22 protein-coding genes are annotated in these 21,141 nt (G+C 39.2%); all 22 read left to right on the top strand.

The window, feature by feature from the left end:
* Positions 1-181: 181 nt before the first annotated feature.
* On the top strand, positions 182-652 hold the full coding sequence (gene rimP, locus BKO01S_RS11140; RefSeq protein WP_066053379.1) for a ribosome maturation factor RimP: 471 nt from the start codon (positions 182-184) through the stop codon (positions 650-652).
* Positions 653-707: 55 nt separating this feature from the next.
* Entirely contained in the window at positions 708-1,850 is a 1,143-nt protein-coding gene (gene nusA, locus BKO01S_RS11145) for a transcription termination factor NusA (protein WP_066053383.1), read from the top strand.
* Positions 1,851-1,867: 17 nt separating this feature from the next.
* Entirely contained in the window at positions 1,868-2,140 is a 273-nt protein-coding gene (gene rnpM / locus BKO01S_RS11150) for an RNase P modulator RnpM (RefSeq protein ID WP_066053493.1), read from the top strand.
* A gap of 8 nt (positions 2,141-2,148) precedes the next feature.
* Positions 2,149-2,451 carry a YlxQ family RNA-binding protein gene (locus BKO01S_RS11155; RefSeq protein ID WP_066053386.1) on the top strand — a complete coding sequence of 101 codons (303 nt, stop codon included), beginning with the start codon at positions 2,149-2,151 and terminating at the stop codon, positions 2,449-2,451.
* A 19-nt stretch (positions 2,452-2,470) separates the two neighbouring features.
* Positions 2,471-4,663 (top strand): translation initiation factor IF-2, encoded by a 2,193-nt coding sequence (infB, locus tag BKO01S_RS11160; RefSeq protein WP_066053389.1) that lies wholly within the window; start codon positions 2,471-2,473, stop codon positions 4,661-4,663.
* A complete protein-coding gene (locus BKO01S_RS11165; protein ID WP_066053393.1) occupies positions 4,660-4,941 on the top strand; it encodes a DUF503 domain-containing protein in 282 nt (93 codons plus the stop codon). The genes infB and BKO01S_RS11165 overlap by 4 nt, the downstream gene beginning before the upstream one ends.
* 133 nt (positions 4,942-5,074) lie before the next feature.
* A complete protein-coding gene (gene rbfA / locus BKO01S_RS11170; RefSeq protein ID WP_066053396.1) occupies positions 5,075-5,446 on the top strand; it encodes a 30S ribosome-binding factor RbfA in 372 nt (123 codons plus the stop codon).
* Positions 5,447-5,507: 61 nt separating this feature from the next.
* Positions 5,508-6,425: a tRNA pseudouridine(55) synthase TruB gene (gene truB / locus BKO01S_RS11175; protein WP_066053399.1), complete on the top strand. Its 918-nt coding sequence runs from the start codon at positions 5,508-5,510 to the stop codon at positions 6,423-6,425.
* A gap of 25 nt (positions 6,426-6,450) precedes the next feature.
* The gene (gene ribF, locus BKO01S_RS11180) at positions 6,451-7,416 is read left to right on the top strand and encodes a bifunctional riboflavin kinase/FAD synthetase (RefSeq protein WP_066053495.1); all 966 of its coding nucleotides are present in this window, start codon (positions 6,451-6,453) and stop codon (positions 7,414-7,416) included.
* Between the two features lie 104 nt (positions 7,417-7,520).
* A complete protein-coding gene (gene rpsO / locus BKO01S_RS11185; RefSeq protein ID WP_066053400.1) occupies positions 7,521-7,790 on the top strand; it encodes a 30S ribosomal protein S15 in 270 nt (89 codons plus the stop codon).
* Between the two features lie 199 nt (positions 7,791-7,989).
* Positions 7,990-10,110, top strand: coding sequence for a polyribonucleotide nucleotidyltransferase (pnp, locus tag BKO01S_RS11190; protein ID WP_066053403.1), 2,121 nt, complete (start codon positions 7,990-7,992; stop codon positions 10,108-10,110).
* Positions 10,111-10,279: 169 nt separating this feature from the next.
* Positions 10,280-11,251 (top strand): polysaccharide deacetylase family protein, encoded by a 972-nt coding sequence (locus BKO01S_RS11195; RefSeq protein WP_066053406.1) that lies wholly within the window; start codon positions 10,280-10,282, stop codon positions 11,249-11,251.
* Positions 11,252-11,314: 63 nt separating this feature from the next.
* Positions 11,315-12,550, top strand: coding sequence for a M16 family metallopeptidase (locus BKO01S_RS11200; protein ID WP_066053411.1), 1,236 nt, complete (start codon positions 11,315-11,317; stop codon positions 12,548-12,550).
* 115 nt (positions 12,551-12,665) lie between these two features.
* Positions 12,666-12,905: a YlmC/YmxH family sporulation protein gene (locus BKO01S_RS11205; RefSeq protein WP_066053414.1), complete on the top strand. Its 240-nt coding sequence runs from the start codon at positions 12,666-12,668 to the stop codon at positions 12,903-12,905.
* 151 nt (positions 12,906-13,056) lie between these two features.
* The gene (gene dpaA / locus BKO01S_RS11210) at positions 13,057-13,953 is read left to right on the top strand and encodes a dipicolinic acid synthetase subunit A (RefSeq protein ID WP_066053417.1); all 897 of its coding nucleotides are present in this window, start codon (positions 13,057-13,059) and stop codon (positions 13,951-13,953) included.
* 1 nt (position 13,954) lies between these two features.
* Entirely contained in the window at positions 13,955-14,554 is a 600-nt protein-coding gene (gene dpaB, locus BKO01S_RS11215; protein WP_066053422.1) for a dipicolinate synthase subunit B, read from the top strand.
* 264 nt (positions 14,555-14,818) lie between these two features.
* Positions 14,819-15,871 (top strand): aspartate-semialdehyde dehydrogenase, encoded by a 1,053-nt coding sequence (gene asd / locus BKO01S_RS11220; protein WP_066053425.1) that lies wholly within the window; start codon positions 14,819-14,821, stop codon positions 15,869-15,871.
* Between the two features lie 33 nt (positions 15,872-15,904).
* Positions 15,905-17,125, top strand: a complete 1,221-nt coding sequence (gene dapG, locus BKO01S_RS11225; protein ID WP_066053430.1) for an aspartate kinase — start codon at positions 15,905-15,907, stop codon at positions 17,123-17,125.
* Positions 17,126-17,162: 37 nt separating this feature from the next.
* Positions 17,163-18,029 (top strand): 4-hydroxy-tetrahydrodipicolinate synthase, encoded by an 867-nt coding sequence (gene dapA / locus BKO01S_RS11230; RefSeq protein ID WP_066053434.1) that lies wholly within the window; start codon positions 17,163-17,165, stop codon positions 18,027-18,029.
* A 213-nt stretch (positions 18,030-18,242) separates the two neighbouring features.
* Positions 18,243-19,910, top strand: a complete 1,668-nt coding sequence (locus BKO01S_RS11235) for a ribonuclease J (RefSeq protein WP_066053437.1) — start codon at positions 18,243-18,245, stop codon at positions 19,908-19,910.
* Between the two features lie 121 nt (positions 19,911-20,031).
* Positions 20,032-20,787, top strand: a complete 756-nt coding sequence (locus BKO01S_RS11240; protein WP_066053440.1) for a ClpP family protease — start codon at positions 20,032-20,034, stop codon at positions 20,785-20,787.
* Complete coding sequence (locus BKO01S_RS11245; RefSeq protein WP_066053442.1) at positions 20,784-20,996, top strand: YlzJ-like family protein; 213 nt, start codon at positions 20,784-20,786, stop codon at positions 20,994-20,996. The genes BKO01S_RS11240 and BKO01S_RS11245 overlap by 4 nt, the downstream gene beginning before the upstream one ends.
* Positions 20,997-21,141: the final 145 nt, after the last annotated feature.

Genomic DNA, 21,141 nt, shown 5'->3' on the forward strand with positions numbered 1-21,141 from the left:
CGCTTCCGGAGACCACCCCCAATGCTATTGCATTTGCATAAATGGTATGGTTATGGTATAGTTTTATTGGAAATACTAAGAATAACTCTCGTTTACAAGAGTGGGGACTTCCCCGCTCTTTCGTGTTGTATGGACTCTATTTTAGGAGATTAGCTACTTTAGGTTGGTTAGGAGGAATAATATGAGCAAGGTAATTGAAGTAGTTGAACAAATCGTAGAACCAATTGTTAATGACCTCAACCTTGAATTAGTTGATATTGAATATGTGAAGGAAGGGAAAAGCTGGTTCCTTCGTGTATATATAGATAAAGACCAAGGCATTGACATTGAAGAGTGTGGAATAGTAAGTGAAAAATTAAGCGAAAAGCTTGATGAGCTTGATCCTATTCCTTATAACTATTTCCTTGAAGTTTCTTCTCCTGGTGCAGAGCGTCCATTGAAGAAACAGAAGGACTATGAAAAAGCGATCGGAAAAAATGTACATATAAAAACGTACGAGCCTATCGATGGTGAAAAAACTTTTGAAGGTGTGTTAACAAACTTTACGGGAGACACCGTGACAGTTGAAGTAAAGATTAAGACGAGAAAGAAAACGATTGAAATACCTTTCGATAAGGTAGCAAATGCTCGCCTAGCGGTGACTTTCTCATAATTCATATAACAAATTACATGAGAGACATTTAGAGTGTTAAAGGGGGACCATTTTCATGAGCAGTGAATTATTAGATGCTCTTATTTTGCTTGAAAAGGAAAAAGGAATTTCACGTGATGTAATTATTGAGGCAATTGAAGCAGCGCTTATCTCTGCCTACCGTAGAAATTTCAATCAAGCACAAAATGTTCGAATTGATCTAAACCTTGGTGTTGGAACGATGCGTGTTTTTGCTCGAAAAGAAGTCGTTGATGAAGTATTCGACCCAAGGCTTGAAATTTCTCTAGAGGAAGCTAGACGAATCAATCCGAATTATGTGATTGAAGATGTGGTAGAGCTTGAAGTAACACCAAAGGATTTTGGCAGAATCGCTGCACAAACAGCCAAGCAAGTTGTTACTCAACGTGTACGTGAAGCCGAAAGAGGAATTATTTATTCTGAATTTATTGACCGCGAAGAAGATATTATGACAGGTATTGTTCAGCGTTTAGATTCGAAGTTTATTTATGTAAGCTTAGGGAAAATAGAAGCAATTCTTCCAGCAAATGAACAAATGCCAAACGAGCGTTATAAGCCACATGATCGTATTAAAGTATTTATTACGAAAGTGGAAAAAACAACCAAAGGCCCACAGATTTTTGTATCAAGAACACACCCAGGTCTTTTAAAGAGACTATTTGAGATTGAAGTTCCTGAAATATATGACGGAACCGTTGAAATCAAATCCGTTTCTCGAGAAGCAGGTGACCGCTCGAAAATCTCCGTTCATTCTGATAATCCAGAAGTTGACCCAGTAGGGGCATGTGTTGGCCCTAAAGGTGCCCGTGTTCAAGCCATTGTTAACGAGTTAAAGGGAGAAAAAATCGATATTGTTAAATGGTCGGATGATCCTTATGTATTTGTAGCAAATGCGCTCAGCCCATCTAAAGTACTTGATGTAATCGTCAATGAAGAAGAGAAGGCAACGACAGTAATTGTTCCGGATTATCAATTATCTTTAGCAATTGGTAAAAGAGGGCAAAATGCGCGTTTAGCAGCAAAGCTTACTGGTTGGAAAATTGATATTAAATCAGAGACAGATGCAAGAGAAGCTGGTATTTTCCCGCGTGAAGAAGGCATTCTTTCGTTTGATGACGAAGAGGAAGACGCGCAAGCAGATACTGATTTACATTTAGAGTACGTAGAAGAGCAGGAGTAAGAAAGGGGTGGATGATGGTGAACACGAATAGAAAAGTTCCATTAAGAAAATGTGTTGCTACCGGAGAAATGCGACCGAAGAAAGAACTTGTTCGCATCGTTCGCTCGAAGGAAGGCGAGGTCTCCATTGACTTAACCGGTAAAAAGTCGGGTCGAGGTGCCTACCTTACGAAAGACAAAGAAGCTATTCTGTTAGCGAAGAAAAAGAATATATTATCGAATCAATTGCAAGTTCAAGTGAACGATTCTGTTTATCAAGAATTGTTGGAGCTTGTTGAGAAGGAGAATTGACAGTCCAAATGAAGCAAAATCAGTGGATGTCATTACTTGGCTTAGCCAATCGAGCACGCAAAGTGATTTCTGGGGAGGAGCTTTCCATCAAGGAGGTTCGCAGCAATAAAGCAAAATTAGTTTTGCTTTCAGCAGATGCATCCCAAAACACACAGAAAAAAGTGACAGATAAATGCAAATCCTATAACATTCCTTGTAAAATAGTTGAGAACCGTTTTTTACTCGGTCAAGCGATCGGAAAAGAAGCCCGTGTAGTCGTGGCTGTTCTAGATGAAGGATTTGCCAAGAAGCTAATGACGTTGCTCGATTAATTCTAGCGGGGGTGTAAACATGAGTAAAATGCGAGTGTATGAATATGCAAAAAAACATAATGTTTCGAGTAAAGAACTCATCACAAAATTAAAAGAAATGAATATTGAGGTTTCTAACCATATGACAATGATTGAAGATGATACTGTTAAAAAGCTAGATGAGCAATATGCTAAGGGTGGCAAAGTGGAAACGAAGGAAGCTCCAAAACAAACCCAAGCACAAGGACAACAAAAGCCTGCTGCTCCACAAGCACAATCAAAAGCTAAGGCAAGTGCATTTGAAGAAGACGATGATCGTAATGTGGCTCCTTCTAAAGTAAAAGTGAAAACTGGTCCTAAGGCAGTACAAGGAAACCAATCAAATTCAAAAGGCTTTAATGGTAAAAAGGGAAAAAATCAGCAAAAGGGTCGTGTACAGCACCAGTCACAACCGGCTCAGCCTCCTAAAAAGAAAGAATTACCTGAAAAAATCACCTTTACAGAATCGCTTACAGTTGCCGAGTTAGCTAAAAAGCTACACCGTGAACCATCTGAGATCATTAAGAAATTATTCTTATTGGGTGTAATGGCGACGATTAACCAATCACTTGATAAGGATGCAATCGAGCTAATTGCAGCCGAATATGGTGTGGCAGTAGAAGAAGAAATCAAGATTGATGTTACAGACCTAGAAGTGTATTTCACTGAGGATAATGACGCAGATCTTGTAGAAAGACCTTCTGTTGTTACAATTATGGGTCACGTTGACCACGGAAAAACCACTTTGCTTGACTCAATTCGTAACACAAAGGTTACTGCTGGAGAAGCAGGTGGTATCACTCAGCATATCGGTGCATACCAAGTCGAAGAAAACGGTAAGAAAATTACGTTCCTTGATACACCAGGTCACGCTGCTTTTACAACGATGCGTGCACGTGGAGCGAAAATTACGGATATTACGATTTTAGTAGTTGCAGCGGATGACGGTGTTATGCCACAAACCATCGAAGCCATTAACCATGCAAAAGCTGCAGAGGTTCCGATTATTGTAGCTGTGAACAAAATGGATAAAGAGAGTGCAAATCCTGACCGTGTCATGCAGGAGTTAACAGAATATGGCTTAGTTCCTGAGGCTTGGGGTGGAGATACTATTTTCGTTCCACTTTCAGCTTTAAAAGGAGAAGGAATCGACAACTTATTAGAAATGATCCTTCTTGTCGGTGAAGTGGAAGAATATAAAGCAAATCCAAAGCGTAAAGCAATCGGAACGGTTATCGAAGCACAGTTAGACAAAGGTAGAGGTTCTGTAGCTACACTTCTTGTTCAAAACGGTACGTTACGCATTGGAGACCCAATCGTAGTCGGTACAACTTTTGGACGTGTACGTGCAATGGTTAATGACCTTGGTCGCCGTGTGAAGGAAGCTGGTCCGTCTACTCCTGTGGAAATTACAGGTTTAAATGATGTGCCACTTGCTGGAGATCGTTTTGTTGTATTTGAAGACGAAAAGACGGCTCGTCAAGTAGGAGAAGCGCGTTCTCAGCTTGCTATCCAAGCGTCTCGTTCAGAAAAGACACGTGTAAGTCTTGATAATCTATTTGAGCATATGAAGCAAGGGGAAATGAAGGATCTAAACCTAATCGTGAAAGCGGACGTTCAAGGTTCTGTTGAAGCACTTGCTGCTGCTTTACGAAAGATTGAAGTTGAAGGTGTAAATGTAAAAATCATTCACACTGGTGTTGGTGCAATCAATGAATCAGATATTACTTTAGCAGCTGCATCAAATGCAATTGTTATTGGATTTAATGTTCGTCCTGATAATAATGCGAAGCGTGCAGCAGAAACGGAAGAAGTGGATGTTCGCTTACACCGAATTATTTATAAAGTAATCGAAGAAATTGAAGCAGCGATGAAAGGTATGCTTGATCCAGAATTTGAAGAGAAAATCACCGGTCAAGCGGAAGTTCGTCAGACATTTAAGGTTTCGAAGGTCGGTACAATCGCAGGTTCTTATGTTACTGATGGAAAAATCGCTCGTGGAAGTGGGATTCGTGTCATCCGTGATGGAATTGTTGTATTCGAAGGCGAAATTGATGCCCTTAAGCGTTTCAAAGACGATGCGAAGGAAGTATCTCAAGGTTATGAGTGCGGAATTACCGTCAAGAATTATAATGATGTAAAAGAAGGGGACGTAATCGAAGCCTTCGTTATGCAAGAAGTGGAACGTAAATGATCATTGGCTTAGCCGCCTGTGAGTGCCTCATTTATGATGCCCATTCTTTAAAGGATAAAAGAGCTGTCCTTCAGCGCATTCTCACTAGACTTAGACAACGCTACAATTTATCTGTAGCTGAGGTTGACTATCAAGATACATGGCAGCGTACAAAAATTGCCATTGTATCGGTTGCTTCCTCAAAGGTAGCCGTTGAAAGAGAATTGCAGGATGCATTAAAGTTAATTGATTCATTTCCAGAAATCGAACGCACAATAACCGACATGGAATGGATATAATAACATAAACGGGGGGGAATCACTCCTCCTCATATGCATGGACATCATGCGTAATAACAAATAGATAAATCGTTCCCTATAGACAGTGCTTTTAAAAGCATTGTTTTCTAAGGATGACAAAGAGGTGACTACCATGAGCCTTAGATCTAATCGAGTTGGAGAACAGATGAAAAAAGAGCTTGGGGAAATTATTGGACGTAAAATAAAAGACCCACGTATTGGCTTTGTTACTGTTACAGATGTACAAGTAACAGGAGATCTTCAACAAGCAAAGGTGTTTATTTCTGTGTTAGGTGATGACCTTCAGAGAGAAAATACACTAAAGGGGTTAGCTAAAGCAAAAGGATTTATCCGTTCGGAAATTGGACAGAGGATTCGTCTTAGAAAAACTCCTGAAATTACATTTGAATTCGATGAATCGATCGACTATGGAAATCGAATTGAAAATCTTTTGTATCAAATTAAGGAAGAGACGAAGGAAGAACAAACCGAACGAGAAGATTAATAAAAGAGGGATAGACATTTGTCTATCCTTTTTTCTAATTGAAAGACCAGGAGGATCAAAAATGGAAGGAATCTTACCATTATTTAAACCAAAAGGAATGACGTCGCACGATTGCGTCTTTAAGCTTAGAAAAATATTGAGGATGAAGCGTATAGGACATACAGGTACACTCGACCCAGAGGTTGATGGAGTGTTACCGATTTGCCTTGGACGCGCAACAAAGGTTGCAGAATACATAACAGATGCTGGCAAAGTGTACGAGGGAGAAGTAACGCTTGGTTTTGCTACAACAACCGAGGATGCATCGGGTGAAGAGATTGAGAGGAAAGTCATCGAACATAAGATTACCCGGGAGCAGGTAAAAGCTGTGTTACTGGAACTTACAGGGGAGATTTCTCAAACGCCTCCTATGTACTCAGCAGTTAAGGTAAATGGAAAACGATTATATGAATACGCAAGAAAGGGAATAGAAGTGGAACGCCCTACCAGGCAGGTAACAATCTATTCGATTGAGCTTCTCGATGACCGTGAAGTATTTGAAGGGGAAACGATCTCTTTCCGATTTCGAGTTGCTTGTAGTAAAGGAACATATATTAGAACGTTAGCAGTGATGATTGGAGGACGATTAGGTTATCCTGCACATATGTCTGACCTTAGACGAATAGAGTCAGCTTCTTTTAGTCTAGATGACTGTAAGACACTCCTAGAAGTTGAGGAAATGGCAAATAACGGAACGATTTTAGACGCTTTGTATCCGATTGAAAGGGCACTTATCCATTTGCCGAAATATCAAATAAGTGATAAATTAGTTGAGAAAGTGAAAAATGGAGCTGTCCTCGAAATACCAGAAATACTACAAGATATTAAAGAGCCTATCGTACTTGAATCAATGGATCACAAGGCGTTAGCTATATACATGCACCATCCTCATAAGCCTAATCTAATGAAGCCAACAAAGGTACTACATATAGAGAATTAGGTTGGTAAAGAAAGGGAGAAAGCTTGTGGAAGTTTTAAACATTACTCATCCCCATCAATTCTCAAAGGAACAGTTTCAACCAATGGTCATTGCCCTTGGGTATTTTGATGGGGTGCATCTAGGACATAAGAGAGTCATTGATACGGCATCCAGAATAGCCAAGGAAAAAGGAGTTAAAAGTGCGGTAATGACATTTACTCCCCATCCATCAGTAGTACTCAAAAAGGTGAAACAGGTTGAGTATATTACCCCGTTAGAAGAAAAGATTAAGGTTATTTCTGAACAACAGGTGGATTACTTATTTGTCGTGAACTTTACGAGTGAATTTGCGAACCTATTGCCACAGGAGTTTGTTGATCAATATTTAATTGGACTAGGTGCTGTTCACGTTGTCGCTGGTTTTGATTATTCCTACGGGAAGCTTGGTAAGGGTACGATGGAAACTCTGCCATTTCATTCAAGACAAGCATTCGACTATACGGTTGTTCCTAAGCTAGAAAACCATGATGAAAAAATAAGTTCATCTTTAATTAGAAAGCATATAAAAAATGGACAGCTCAATGACCTTCCTGAATTACTTGGTCGTTTTTATACAACTACTGGAATTGTTGTTCATGGTGACAAAAGGGGAAGAACCATTGGATTCCCTACAGCCAATATTGATTTAAATGAAGAGTACATTCTTCCACCATTAGGCGTTCATGCAGTACGAATGCTCGTTAAAGGAAAATGGTATGAAGGTGTGTGTAATATCGGGTTTAAACCGACTTTTAATAAGGAAAAGTCGAAAAGACCAAGTGTCGAGGTTCATATTTTTGATTTTAATGATCAAATATATGGAGAGTATGTAACGATTGAATGGCATAAATACTTACGTTCGGAACAGAAATTTGCTGGCATTGGCGAACTTGTGTCACAAATCGAGCGAGATAAACAAAATTCACTCCTTTACTTTGAAAATTCAAAGACTAAGCCTTGCAATTTGTCATAAAAAAGTGTATTCTTAGAAACGTACGAAATGAACCTTTGCTTGGCTAGTCGAGTCACCGACGCTGGCTCAGTAACAGGGGATTGAAATAATAGGAGGTGAAACGGATGGCAATCACTAAAGAACGTAAAAATGAACTTATTAGTGAGTATAAAACTCATGAAAGCGACACTGGATCTCCAGAAGTTCAAATCGCTGTCCTTACTGAGGAAATCAACAACTTAAATGAACATTTACGTACTCATAAGAAGGACCACCACTCACGTCGCGGTCTTTTAAAAATGGTAGGTAGACGTCGTAACTTATTAACATACCTTCGTAACAAGGATGTTACTCGTTACCGTGAATTAATCACGAAGCTTGGCTTACGTCGCTAATCTTAAAAGCGGGATTCTTTCCCGCTTTTTTGTTAGCAATAAATTTCTATTAATTGAGCTTTTTAAGGATTCATTATTATGTACATACTATAGGATATTCGCCTATATTTTTATATTTGTTCTCCATTAATGAAAGAACAATTTATATACATCTAATAAATGTTAACATACCAAAGAATTTGGTAGAGAGGGGTAAAAAATGGGACAAGACAAGAAAATCTATACGATAGATTGGGCTGGTCGTAAGCTTTCCGTCGAAATTGGACAGCTTGCTAAACAAGCCAACGGCGCTGTACTCGTACGCTACGGCGATACAGCTGTACTAAGTACAGCTACAGCATCAAAGGAACCGAAGAAACTCGATTTCTTTCCATTAACAGTAAACTATGAGGAGCGTTTATACGCGGTTGGGAAAATCCCTGGAGGATTCATCAAACGTGAGGGACGTCCAAGTGAAAAAGCTATTTTAGCTAGTCGCTTAATTGACAGACCGATTCGTCCATTGTTTGCAGATGGGTTCCGTAATGAAGTTCAAGTGGTCAGCATGGTAATGAGTGTGGATCAAGACTGTTCGTCTGAGATGGCGGCAATGTTTGGTTCCTCACTAGCACTTTCTGTATCAGACATTCCTTTTGAAGGCCCAATTGCCGGTGTAACTGTTGGTCGCATTGATGGTCAATTCATGATCAATCCTTCTGTTGAACAAACAGAGAAAAGCGATATGCACTTAGTTGTTGCCGGTACAAAGGACGCTATTAACATGGTTGAAGCGGGTGCAGAAGAAGTACCAGAAGAAACGATGCTAGAAGCGATTATGTTTGGCCATGATGAAATCAAGCGCCTAATCGCATTCCAAGAGGAAATCGTTGCTGAAATTGGGAAAGAAAAGACAGAAGTTGTTTTATATCAGCTAGACGCTGAACTAGAAGCAGAAATTCGTGGAATATGCGAAGCTGACATGATTAAGGCAATTCAGGTTCAAGAAAAGCATGCTCGTGAAGATGCGATTCGTGCAGTGAAAGAATCTGTCATTGCAAAATACGTAGAAGAAGCAGTTGAAGAAGAAGACTTAAAACAAGTAAAACAAATTTTAGATAAAATGGTTAAAGGTGAAGTTCGTCGCTTAATTACGGAAGAAAAGGTAAGACCTGATGGTCGTAATCCAGCGGAGATTCGTCCTTTATCATCAGAGATAGATTTACTACCTCGTACACATGGTTCTGGTTTGTTCACTCGTGGGCAAACGCAGGCATTGAGTATTTGTACCCTTGGAGCCTTAGGAGATGTACAAATTCTAGACGGATTAGGAATTGAAGAAGAAAAGCGTTTTATGCATCATTATAACTTCCCGAATTTCTCTGTTGGAGAAACTGGCCCAATGCGTGGGCCTGGTCGTCGTGAAATTGGCCATGGTGCGTTAGGGGAGCGTGCACTTGAACCAATTATTCCTTCTGAAAAGGATTTCCCATACACGATCCGTCTTGTATCAGAAGTATTAGAATCAAATGGTTCGACGTCTCAAGCAAGTATTTGTGCAAGTACATTAGCTATGATGGATGCTGGTGTTCCAATTAAGGCTCCGGTTGCTGGTATAGCAATGGGTCTTGTGAAATCTGGTGAGCACTATACGATCCTTACAGATATCCAAGGTATGGAAGACCATCTCGGAGATATGGACTTTAAAGTGGCTGGAACATCGAAAGGTGTAACAGCACTACAAATGGATATTAAAATCGAAGGTTTATCAAGACAAATTCTTGAGGAAGCATTGCAACAAGCAAAGATAGGCCGTATGCAGATCCTTGATTCTATGCTTGCAACGATTTCAACTCCAAAAGAACAGCTTTCTAGATACGCGCCGAAGATTATTACGATGTATATCAACCCAGATAAGATTCGTGATGTTATTGGACCAAGCGGAAAGCAAATCAACAAGATTATTGAAGAAACTGGCGTGAAAATTGATATCGAGCAAGATGGTACAGTCTTCATCTCTTCTACTAATGAAGAAATGAACCAAAAGGCAAAGAAAATTATTGAAGACATCGTTCGTGAAGTAGAAGTTGGACAAATGTACTTAGGTAAAGTAAAACGAGTTGAAAAATTCGGAGCGTTTGTTGAGCTATTTAGCGGGAAAGATGGATTAGTTCACATATCTGAACTTGCTGAAGAAAGAGTCGGTAAAGTAGAAGATGTGGTTGCTATTGGTGATGAAATATTAGTTAAAGTTATGGAAATTGATAAGCAAGGCCGAGTGAACTTGTCACGTAAAGTTGTTCTTAAAGAACAACGTGAACAAAAGGAACAGGCTCAAAATTAAAGTAACACAATGAAGAGTCAGGGTTTTCTTTCCCTGGCTTTTTCCATACTAAGGAATGACGACGCTTACAATGATGGTTCTGGTTTTTAGAGTATAGAAAGAATTCTCCTTTACATGTTCTACCTTGTCCTTTCTCTTCATAATGTACAAGTGAAGGAGGAGATTAAGAATGAAGAAACTAATTACTATGTCTATAATTGGCGTACTCTCTATAATGTTAGTTAACAATCCGTTAACGGATCGATACGTACATGGCTTAAAGGTGATCAATATTCCTGCTTCAGGTCAAAAAAATGCCTTGTATATGGAAATTGAAGAAAAGGCAAAAGAATATGAAAAACCTGCACAAGACGCTAAGGTTGATCCTGTATGGAAGGCACTTCCTGGACATAATGGCTTAAAAGTCGACATTTCTGCTAGTTATGCTAAGATGAAAAAGGACGGGAAATTCGATCCAGCTAAACTCGTATACATACAGACACCACCAACAGTTCATTTAAAGGACCTTCCCCCAACAGCTATTTATAAAGGCCACCCTGATAAGCCGATGGTCACGTTTATTATAAATGTCGCGTGGGGTAATGAGTACCTTGGGCCAATTTTGGAAACGTTAAAAAAGAATAATGTTCATGCTAGCTTTTTCCTTGAGGGCAGATGGGTAAAAGAAAATCCGGAGCTTGCCAAAATGATTGTTGAGGCTGGTCATGAAGTAGGTAACCATTCTTACACTCATCCGAATATGAAGGAAATTTCTTCAGCGAAAATCCGAGAAGAGATTGTGAAAACAAATGAAGTTATAAAAGCGACAACGGGTAAAGAAGTTGTTTGGCTTGCTCCACCAAGCGGAAGCTATCGTGAGGAAGTAGTGAAGATTGCAGCAGAGTATAAGCTCGGAACAGTAATGTGGAGTGTTGATACGATTGATTGGCAAAAACCAACTCCAGAGCAACTTATCAGCCGTGTGATGGGGAAGGTGCATAAGGGAGCCATGGTACTCATGCATCCTACAGATTCAACGGCAAAAGCTCTAGATGAACTTATTAAACGAATTAAGCTTGAAAAATATGAAATTAATACGGTGTCTGAGCTGTTGAGTGAAGAAAGAGTCATGAAGAAATCGGTATTAAATGAGCAAGAATAATTTTAGTTATCCTAGATAACGTATAATTATCGTAGCAGTACACTGTAGACAGGAGGAGTTCACGTGATAAAAAGATATACATGCCAAAATGGGGTAAGAATTGTGTTAGAAAATATCCCTACGGTTCGTTCCGTCGCAATCGGAGTATGGATTGGAACTGGCTCCCGAAATGAAACACCTGAAAATAACGGAATTTCGCATTTTCTTGAGCATATGTTTTTTAAGGGAACTAAAACAAGAAGCGCTAGGGAAATCGCTGAAAGCTTTGATAGTATTGGTGGACAAGTGAACGCCTTTACATCCAAGGAATATACTTGCTATTACGCGAAGGTTCTCGACAATCATGCTAGTTTTGCACTTGAAGTTTTATCTGATATGTTTTTTAACTCAACCTTTGTTGCTGAGGAATTAGATAAAGAAAAGAATGTTGTTTATGAAGAAATTAAAATGTATGATGACACACCGGATGATATCGTACATGATCTTTTAAGTAAAGCGATCTATGAAAACCATTCTCTTGGGTTTCCGATACTGGGTACAGAGGATACGTTAGCAACCTTTACAGGGGATACACTTAAGCAATATATGCATGATACATACACTCCAGAAAATGTGGTTATTTCTGTTGCAGGGAATATTTCTGACGCTTTTATTCAAGAGGTAGAAAAGTTATTCGGAGCATACGAGGCAGGGAAATCTAGAAATAATTTTGAAAAACCAACGTTTCATACAAACCGACTTTCTAGAAAGAAAGAAACCGAGCAAGCACATCTATGTATTGGCTATGAAGGATTACAGGTTGGTGACGAGGACATTTATAATCTGATCGTGCTTAACAATGTACTTGGTGGGAGCATGAGTAGTAGATTGTTCCAAGAAGTTCGTGAACAGCGAGGTCTTGCCTATTCTGTCTACTCTTATCATTCCTCGTTTCAGGATTCTGGAGTAATTACTATTTATGGTGGTACAGGTGCGAAGCAGTTAGACGTGTTATTTGACACGATTCAAGAAACGTTAACAAAGCTAAAGGCTGAAGGGATTACAGATAAGGAGCTTCGTAACAGTAAGGAGCAATTAAAGGGTAGCCTTATGCTGAGCCTAGAAAGTACAAATAGCCGCATGAGTCGTAATGGCAAGAATGAACTTCTATTAGGAAGACATCGTACACTTGATGAGATTGTTGAACAAATTGACTCTGTTTCAAAAGATGGTGTAGATGCCATGGCAAACAAACTCTTTGATGATCAATATTCGGTATCATTAATTAGTCCAGATGGTGTACTTCCGAAAAATATTTAGTATTTAAAAGCCTGAGTTTTTAGCTCGGGCTTTTTCTTTTTTCTTTTAATTTCTTACGTATATATTTGTCTTTCCTATACTAGGATGTATAGAGGACAAAAGGGGAGTGAAGAAATTGAGACTAAGTGAATTGAGCGGGAAGGAAATTGTTGATGTCAAAAAAGCAGAGAGGCTTGGAATACTTGGCCAGACGGATTTAGAGATTAACGAAAGCAATGGCCAAATTCAGGCTCTTTTAATTCCCTCGGTTAAATGGTTTGGTTTTAAAAGGCAGGGTGGAGAGGTAAGAGTTCCATGGAAGCATATAAAAACGATTGGGACGGATATGATCATTATCGACATTCAAGAGGAGTAAAGAACTGTGCTTAGGCATCAGTTCTTTTTTTTCGTTTTACTTAGGCTTTTTTCCTAAGAAAAACTCACCGATTACGGGGTAAATACATAGTATGTTGGAGTAATGCAGTAATGTTTGGATTTGGATCATTAAAAAAGAAGGTGAGTGTTTCATGCTAACAGGGATGCAAATAGCAGTCATAGGCGGAGACGCAAGACAGCTCGAAATCGTCCGAAAGCTAACAGAGCTCGATGCGAAGCTCTCTTTGATTGGCTTTGAGCAACTCGACCATGCCTTTACTGGTGCAGTTAAGGAGAAATTGGATGAAGTAGTATTTTCAGATATAGATGTGATCATTTTACCGGTAGCTGGAACAAATTTAGAAGGTCAAGTAGAAACGATCTTCTCAAATGAAAAGGTAGTTTTAACTGCTGAACACTTAGAACAAACACCAGAACATTGTACGATTTATTCCGGTATTTCTAATGCATATTTGAATAAAATCACGGATGACTCTAATCGAAGACTCGTGAAATTGTTTGAACGGGACGATGTTGCTATCTATAATTCTATTCCGACAGTCGAAGGTACCATTATGATGGCAATTCAGCACACCGACTTTACTATACATGGATCAACAATTATGGTGCTTGGCTTAGGGAGAGTAGGAATGAGTGTAGCACGCACATTTTCTGCCCTTGGAGCGAAAGTGAAGGTAGGAGCAAGAAAAGGAGAGCATATTGCACGGATCACTGAAATGGCCTTAACACCTTTTCACCTTGATGAACTATCACAACAGGTGAAGGATGTTGATATTTGTATCAACACCATTCCTGATCTAATCGTAACGGCTTCGGTAATCTCAAGGATGCCTACTCATACTCTGATTATTGACTTAGCATCCAAGCCTGGTGGAACCGATTTCCGATACGCTGAAAAAAGAGGGATTAAAGCTCTTCTAGCCCCAGGACTTCCAGGCATCGTTGCTCCAAAAACAGCAGGTCAAATTTTAGCAAACGTTCTTTCTCAACTGCTGTTAGAAGATATGCAATCAAGAAAGGGGAAGTAACATGAGCTTACAAGGGAAAAAAATTGGCTTTGGTCTGACGGGATCTCACTGTACGTACGATGCTGTGTACCCGGAAATAGAAAAGCTTATAAATGCTGGTGCGGAAGTCTTGCCAGTGGTAACTAACACAGTTAAAAACACGACCACTCGTTTTGGAAAAGGTGAGGATTGGATCGAAAGAATTGAAAAGCTGACAGGGCATAAAGTTATTGATTCTATTGTTGGTGCAGAGCCGTTAGGGCCTAAAATACAATTAGACTGTATGATTATTGCTCCGTTAACTGGGAATTCGATGAGTAAATTTGCTAATGCAATGACCGATTCCCCGGTGTTAATGGCTGCCAAAGCAACGTTACGAAATGGTAAGCCCGTTGTATTAGGGATTTCCACAAACGATGCACTTGGCCTAAATGGTGTCAACTTGATGAGATTGATGGCGACAAAAAATATTTATTTCATTCCATACGGTCAAGATGACCCAGTAAAAAAACCAAATTCATTAGTAGCACGTATGACCATGCTTTCCGATACGGTGGAAGCTGCTCTTAACAGTACACAAATTCAGCCAGTACTCGTTGAAAGGTATAAAGATGCACAGTAATAAATAGAGGTAATTTGCCCTCATCCAACTCTAGCAATAGATCCAAAGCCGTGTACTGAGGAAAAATAGATTCCTTTGCACGGCTTTAATAAAAAATGTACTTCATTAATGCATGAATATGTTAAAATAAATGTTATTATATAGCCATGAATCAGAATGGCGGTACAAAGGACATTTATTACATGTTGATGTTTTTAATAATGCGATAAATGTTTTACTAGAATTCTTATCGATCATTATAGATATTGGAAGGGGATTTACGAAATGGCATTAGTAGAAAAAGGATTTCATGTAGCTGTTGTGGGAGCAACAGGAGCAGTAGGTCAACAAATGATTCAAACTCTTGAAAATAGAGAATTTCCAATCTCAAAATTAACGTTGTTATCATCCTCACGTTCAGCAGGAAGTAAAGTCCTATTTAAAGGGGTAGAATACACTGTTCAAGAAGCAAAGCCGGAGAGCTTTGAAGGGGTCGATATTGCGTTATTTAGTGCAGGTGGAAGCGTATCACTTGAACTAGCACCAGAAGCGGTAAAGCATGGTGCTATTGTTGTGGATAACACAAGTGCATTCCGCATGGATGAAAATGTTCCGCTTGTTGTACCTGAAGTGAACGAAATGGATTTACATGAACATAAAGGTATTATTGCTAACCCAAATTGTTCTACCATTCAAATGGTTGTAGCATTAGAACCTATTCGTAAACAATATGGATTAAATAAAATAATCGTTTCTACGTATCAAGCGGTTTCTGGATCAGGTGCGGCTGCGGTGGAAGAGTTGTACGAGCAAACAAAAGCAATCGTAGCCAATGAAAGCTATGAACCAAAGATTCTACCAGTAAAGTCTGATAAGAAGCACTATCAAATTGCGTTTAATGCCATTCCTCAAATTGATAAGTTCCAAGAAAACGGATTTACGTATGAAGAGATGAAAATGATTAATGAAACTAAGAAAATTATGCACTTACCAGAAATTCAAGTAGCAGCTACTTGCGTTCGTTTGCCTGTTGCAACTGGACACTCTGAATCATTATTTATTGAAGTAGATCAGGCTGGTGTATCTGCACAGGATGTAAAGAACTTATTAGAAAATGCACCAGGAGTTGTGCTTCAAGATGACCCAGAAAACCAAGTATATCCAATGCCAGCAGATTGTGTAGGAAAAAATGATGTGTTTGTTGGACGTATTCGTAAGGATTTGGACAATGAAAAGGGCTTCCATATGTGGGTTGTATCAGATAACCTCTTAAAAGGAGCGGCTTGGAACTCTGTTCAAATCGCTGAGAGTTTAGTGAAGTTAGGTATTGTGAAATAGAAAATGATGCTGTAAAAAACTAGAGGTGTAACAATGAGAATGATTGTTCAAAAATTTGGTGGCACTTCAGTAAAAGATGAAAAAAGTCGAAATCTTGCAATTGGACATATTAAAAATGCATTAGCTGAAGGGTATAAAGTAGTAGTCGTTGTATCTGCTATGGGTAGAAAGGGCGACCCGTATGCTACAGACACACTGCTTTCCCTTATTGGTGGTGCACAAAGTCTAATTTCTAAGCGTGAACAGGACTTGTTACTGTCATGTGGGGAAGCCATTTCGAGTGTAGTCTTCTCTAACTTACTGCATGAGGCAGGGGTTAATGCAACGTCATTAACAGGTGCGCAGGCAGGTTTTCTAACTACTGATGACCATACAAATGCAAAAATTATTAAAATGAACTGTGAACGTGTGATAGAAGAACTTGAACAACACGATGTTGTTGTAGTTGCAGGGTTTCAAGGTGCCGCTCAAAACGGTGACATTACCACGATCGGTCGTGGTGGAAGTGACACTTCAGCAGCTGCCCTTGGAGCTGCTTTAAAAGCAGAGGTAATCGATATATTTACTGATGTCGAGGGAATTATGACAGCAGACCCAAGAATTGCTGAAAATGCAAGACCACTTTCGGTTGTTACGTATACAGAAGTATGTAATATGGCGTATCAGGGTGCGAAGGTTATCCATCCAAGAGCGGTCGAAATTGCCATGCAAGCAAAGGTACCTATCCGCATTCGTTCAACCTATTCGGATTCTGAAGGAACTCTTGTTACGTCGAGTTCGAACAATCACCGTGGAAGTGATATAAAGGAACGTACAGTAACGGGCATTGCACATCTATCACCTGTAACTCAAATTAAAGTTCTTGCCAAAAAAGGTCAGTATAACCTTCAAGCAGAAGTGTTTAAATCAATGGCTAATGAGAAGATCAGTGTCGATTTTATTAATATTTCGCCAAATGGAGTGGTTTACACCGTGTCCAAAGAAATGACTGATAAGGCGCTTGCTGTTCTTCGTGATTTAGGTCATGAGCCGGAGTTTGAGAAAGATTGTGCCAAGGTATCTGTTGTAGGAGCAGGGATAGCTGGTGTTCCCGGGGTAACTTCTAAAATTGTATCAGCGCTTTCTGAAAATGGAATTCGGATTCTGCAATCGGCTGATAGTCATACGACGATATGGGTACTTGTTAAGGAAGAAGATCTTGTAACAGCCGTAAATTCGTTGCATGATGCCTTTAACCTTGATGAAGAGAACTAAAGATTTTTCTAAGCATTAGATTTAAAGGAGTGGCAATATGGTTTTATTTGGTCGAGTTTCTACAGCGATGGTTACGCCTTTTGATAGCAAAGGGCATATTGATTTTGCAAAAACAACAATATTAATTAATCACTTGATTGAAAACGGTACGGACTCACTAGTTATTGCTGGAACAACCGGAGAGTCACCAACGTTATCAAAGGAAGAAAAAATTGCATTATTTCAACATGTGGTGAAGGTTGTAGATAAGCGTGTACCTGTTATTGCGGGAACAGGAAGCAATAACACATATGCGACCATTGAGCTAACAAAAAAAGCAGAGGAAATTGGCGTAGATGCCGTAATGATCGTTGCTCCTTACTACAATAAACCAAATCAAGAAGGATTGTATCAGCATTTTAAAGCAGCAGCTGAAGCAACGTCTCTCCCAGTTATGATGTACAATATTCCAGGTAGATCAGTTGTCAATATATTACCTGAAACAATCATTCGATTATCTAAAATCGATAATATTGTTGCGGTAAAAGAGGCTAGTGGAAATTTAAATGCTATGACTGCTATTATTGCCGGTACAGACGATGACTTCTTGGTGTATAGTGGTGACGATGGATTAACGATACCGCTTCTATCAATCGGCGGAGCTGGAATTGTATCGGTAGCATCACATGTCATTGGAAATGAGATGCAAGAGATGGTGTCCGCATTTCTAAATGGGGATATTCAAGGGGCTGCAAAGAAGCATCAACAGCTCTTACCATTAATGGAAGGTTTGTTTCAAGCACCTAATCCAACCCCAGTTAAAACAGCTCTTCAAATAAAAGGTCTAGATGTTGGGTCGGTAAGGCTACCTCTAGTACCATTAAATGAGCAAGAGAGAGCACAAATTATCTCGTTATTTAGTTAATAAGAAAACATTCAAGGTCAACCTCATTGTGGGTTGACCTTTGATTTTTGTTGAAATTTGACCGAATTTGTTGATGTATAGAATATAAATACAGATTTACCCACTTCCTATTCAAACAAGTTTAATTTTGGTTGTAAAGGATTTCATCATTCAAGTATAATAATCATAACTGATCTTGGGTCGGATGAAATGACAGCATAGGAGGATTCTACTTTGAATAAGAGAAAGAATGAAAGTATTAAGCTTGTGGCTCTAGGGGGAGTCGGGGAATTCGGGAAAAACATGTATGTTGTTGACGTGGACGGTGAATTATTTGTTTTCGACGCAGGGTTAATGTTTCCTGAAAATGAAATGCTAGGAATTGATATTGTGATTCCGGACATTACATATTTAATTCAAAATAAGGAACGAGTAAAAGCTATTTTTCTAACGCATGGGCATGAGGATCATATTGGTGCATTATCTTATACATTAAGAGAGTTACATGTACCTGTATATGGAACAAAGCTTACTCTTGCACTAGCAAAAGCGAAGTTGGACGAGCAGGAATACAGAGGAAAAACAGATTTTCGCATCATCACTTCAGATTCTCTTGTGAATTTTGAAACGTGTGATGTGTCCTTTTTCAAGACAAACCATAGCATCCCTGACTCGGTTGGTATCTGTCTTCATACATCTGAAGGAGCAATTGTGTATACAGGGGATTTTAAATTTGACCAGGCAGCAACTGATCTTTATAAGCCTGAAATTGGAAAAATGGCTAAAATTGGTGAAGAAGGAGTTCTTTGCTTACTTTCCGATAGTACAGAAGCAGAAAAACCTGGCTATACACCATCAGAATCGATCGTTGTCAAGGAAATGTCAGATGCTTTTTATAATGCAAAAGGAAGAATTATTGCGGCCACCTTTGCGTCTGACATTAATCGTATTCAACATGTATTTGATGCTGCGTATGAAAGTAGAAGAAAGATTGCGGTAGTTGGAAAGAGTCTTGAAAAGATTTTTCATATTGCATTAGACTTACAGTATTTAGAAGTTCACGATGAGCTAATTATTCCGATTGAAGAAATAACAAATTACCCAGATGATGAGATTGTGGTCTTAACCACTGGTACACAAGGTGAACCGATTGAAGCCCTACAAAAAATGGCCAAGCAAATTCACCGACAAGTGAACATCAAAAAAGGTGACACGGTTCTTATTGCTGCCTCTCCTCTAAGAGGGAGTGAAGTATTTATTTATAAAACCATTGATATGCTATACCGCGCAGGTGCACATGTGATTTCTGGGAAGAGAATTGTGAATACCTCTAGCCATGGTAGCCAAGAAGAGCTTAAGTTTATGATTAACTTAATGAATCCGAAACTGTTTATTCCTGTTCATGGGGAATATCGAATGTTGAAGGCTCATAGCAAAGTAGCTACCCAATGTGGTATAACAACTGATCGTATTTTCATTCCTGAAAGAGGAGAAGTATTAGAGATTAAAAATGAGCGGTTTAAACCTGCAGGAAAAGTGCCTGCTGGTAATGTGCTTATCGACGGAAGTGGTGTAGGCGATGTAGGAAACATCGTTCTAAGAGACCGTCGTTTACTATCTCAGGATGGTATATTAATTGTTGTAGTTACTCTAAGCAGAGCAGAAAAGAAAATTACAGCGGGTCCAGAGATTATTTCACGTGGCTTTGTTTACGTGAGAGAATCGGAAGAGCTAATGGAGGAATCTACCCAGCTAGTTAGAAGCATCGTAGAAAGAAACACAACAAAGGAATCATTTGATTGGGGAACGATGAAACAAAGCATGAGAGATGAGCTTAATCAATTTTTATACGATAAAACAAAACGCCGACCAATGATTCTACCGATTATTATGGAAATTTAAGATTAAAAAGCTCACGAAAAAGTTTTTCTTTTTCGTGAGCTTTTTTCAAATTACCATTTTTCGCATGAAAATCCATCGTGGGTTTCATACTAACGTTATAATGTCTGAAGGGAGATTTGGTATGGAATCCATTAAATATAATAAACCGGATGATGGAGGGGGAAGCGAACAAGATACCCCAAAGGAAGAAAAACCATCAAGTCTGATTGAAAAGATCCAACAGCTTGGACAAACGAATGTCCCGCAGCTTGCTCAGGATAGCAAAATACATTGTTTAACAATTGTCGGGCAGATTGAAGGACATATGACACTTCCACCGCAAAACAAGACGACAAAATATGAACATCTTATTCCGCAACTCGTAGCCATTGAGCAAAATCCGAAGATTGAGGGGCTACTTGTAGTTCTTAATACGGTTGGTGGAGATGTAGAAGCAGGGCTAGCAATCTCTGAGATGCTTTCCTCCTTATCTAAGCCAACCGTGTCCATTGTACTCGGCGGTGGCCACTCGATTGGTGTCCCAATTGCAGTCTCATGTGATTACTCGTATATTGCAGAGACAGCAACGATGACCATTCATCCAATCCGCTTGACTGGTTTGTTTATTGGTGTACCTCAAACCTTTGAGTACCTAGATAAAATGCAGGATCGAGTAGTGAACTTTGTGACAAAGCACTCAAAGATTACAGAAGAGAAGTTCAAAGAATTAATGTTTGAAAAAGGGAATCTTACAAGAGACATCGGAACAAATGTAGTTGGTACGGATGCTGTGAAATATGGATTAATAGATGAAGTCGGAGGCCTTGGGCAAGCAATGAAGAAATTAAATGAGCTCATTGCCATAAATAGTGAGGGAATTGAGGGGATGGTTCAATGATCCTTTATACACTCACGCCACCAGAAATGATTTACCCGAATGAAAACCAAGAAGTGAACCAGCAGAAAATGTATTATCTAGACGGAATTCCTTTATTAGTTGAAAATGATCTAGAAGGTGTCTATCGAGTGGTTCGTGTAATGAGTAGTGATCCTTCTCATTATTTAGATGACAGATGTACACCAGGAGCAAAAATATCTTTCAGCTAAGCGGTGTCTTCATAAGGGATAAGTTATGTTATAATATAGTTGTTTCAGGTAAGCAGCCAACTGAGGCTGCTTTTCTTGTCTTTATCAAAGTGTTTAGTACATATAACAAGCGACTAAGATAATAGTAACAATTCAACAGTAAGGT

This window comes from Robertmurraya korlensis NBRC 107688 (genome assembly GCF_001591645.1).
Taxonomy (GTDB): domain Bacteria; phylum Bacillota; class Bacilli; order Bacillales; family Cytobacillaceae; genus Robertmurraya_A.

Excerpts from the sequence above, each read along its gene's own strand:
- dpaA (WP_066053417.1), top strand. The coding sequence starts at position 13,057 with ATGCTAACAGGGATGCAAATAGCAGTCATAGGCGGAGACGCAAGACAG.
- rbfA (WP_066053396.1), top strand. The coding sequence starts at position 5,075 with ATGAGCCTTAGATCTAATCGAGTTGGAGAACAGATGAAAAAAGAGCTT.
- nusA (WP_066053383.1), top strand. The coding sequence starts at position 708 with ATGAGCAGTGAATTATTAGATGCTCTTATTTTGCTTGAAAAGGAAAAA.
- BKO01S_RS11165 (WP_066053393.1), top strand. The coding sequence starts at position 4,660 with ATGATCATTGGCTTAGCCGCCTGTGAGTGCCTCATTTATGATGCCCAT.
- dpaB (WP_066053422.1), top strand. The coding sequence starts at position 13,955 with ATGAGCTTACAAGGGAAAAAAATTGGCTTTGGTCTGACGGGATCTCAC.
- BKO01S_RS11245 (WP_066053442.1), top strand. The coding sequence starts at position 20,784 with ATGATCCTTTATACACTCACGCCACCAGAAATGATTTACCCGAATGAA.
- rpsO (WP_066053400.1), top strand. The coding sequence starts at position 7,521 with ATGGCAATCACTAAAGAACGTAAAAATGAACTTATTAGTGAGTATAAA.
- BKO01S_RS11195 (WP_066053406.1), top strand. The coding sequence starts at position 10,280 with ATGAAGAAACTAATTACTATGTCTATAATTGGCGTACTCTCTATAATG.
- BKO01S_RS11155 (WP_066053386.1), top strand. The coding sequence starts at position 2,149 with ATGAAGCAAAATCAGTGGATGTCATTACTTGGCTTAGCCAATCGAGCA.
- dapA (WP_066053434.1), top strand. The coding sequence starts at position 17,163 with ATGGTTTTATTTGGTCGAGTTTCTACAGCGATGGTTACGCCTTTTGAT.
- infB (WP_066053389.1), top strand. The coding sequence starts at position 2,471 with ATGAGTAAAATGCGAGTGTATGAATATGCAAAAAAACATAATGTTTCG.
- BKO01S_RS11240 (WP_066053440.1), top strand. The coding sequence starts at position 20,032 with ATGGAATCCATTAAATATAATAAACCGGATGATGGAGGGGGAAGCGAA.
- truB (WP_066053399.1), top strand. The coding sequence starts at position 5,508 with ATGGAAGGAATCTTACCATTATTTAAACCAAAAGGAATGACGTCGCAC.
- pnp (WP_066053403.1), top strand. The coding sequence starts at position 7,990 with ATGGGACAAGACAAGAAAATCTATACGATAGATTGGGCTGGTCGTAAG.
- rimP (WP_066053379.1), top strand. The coding sequence starts at position 182 with ATGAGCAAGGTAATTGAAGTAGTTGAACAAATCGTAGAACCAATTGTT.
- dapG (WP_066053430.1), top strand. The coding sequence starts at position 15,905 with ATGAGAATGATTGTTCAAAAATTTGGTGGCACTTCAGTAAAAGATGAA.
- asd (WP_066053425.1), top strand. The coding sequence starts at position 14,819 with ATGGCATTAGTAGAAAAAGGATTTCATGTAGCTGTTGTGGGAGCAACA.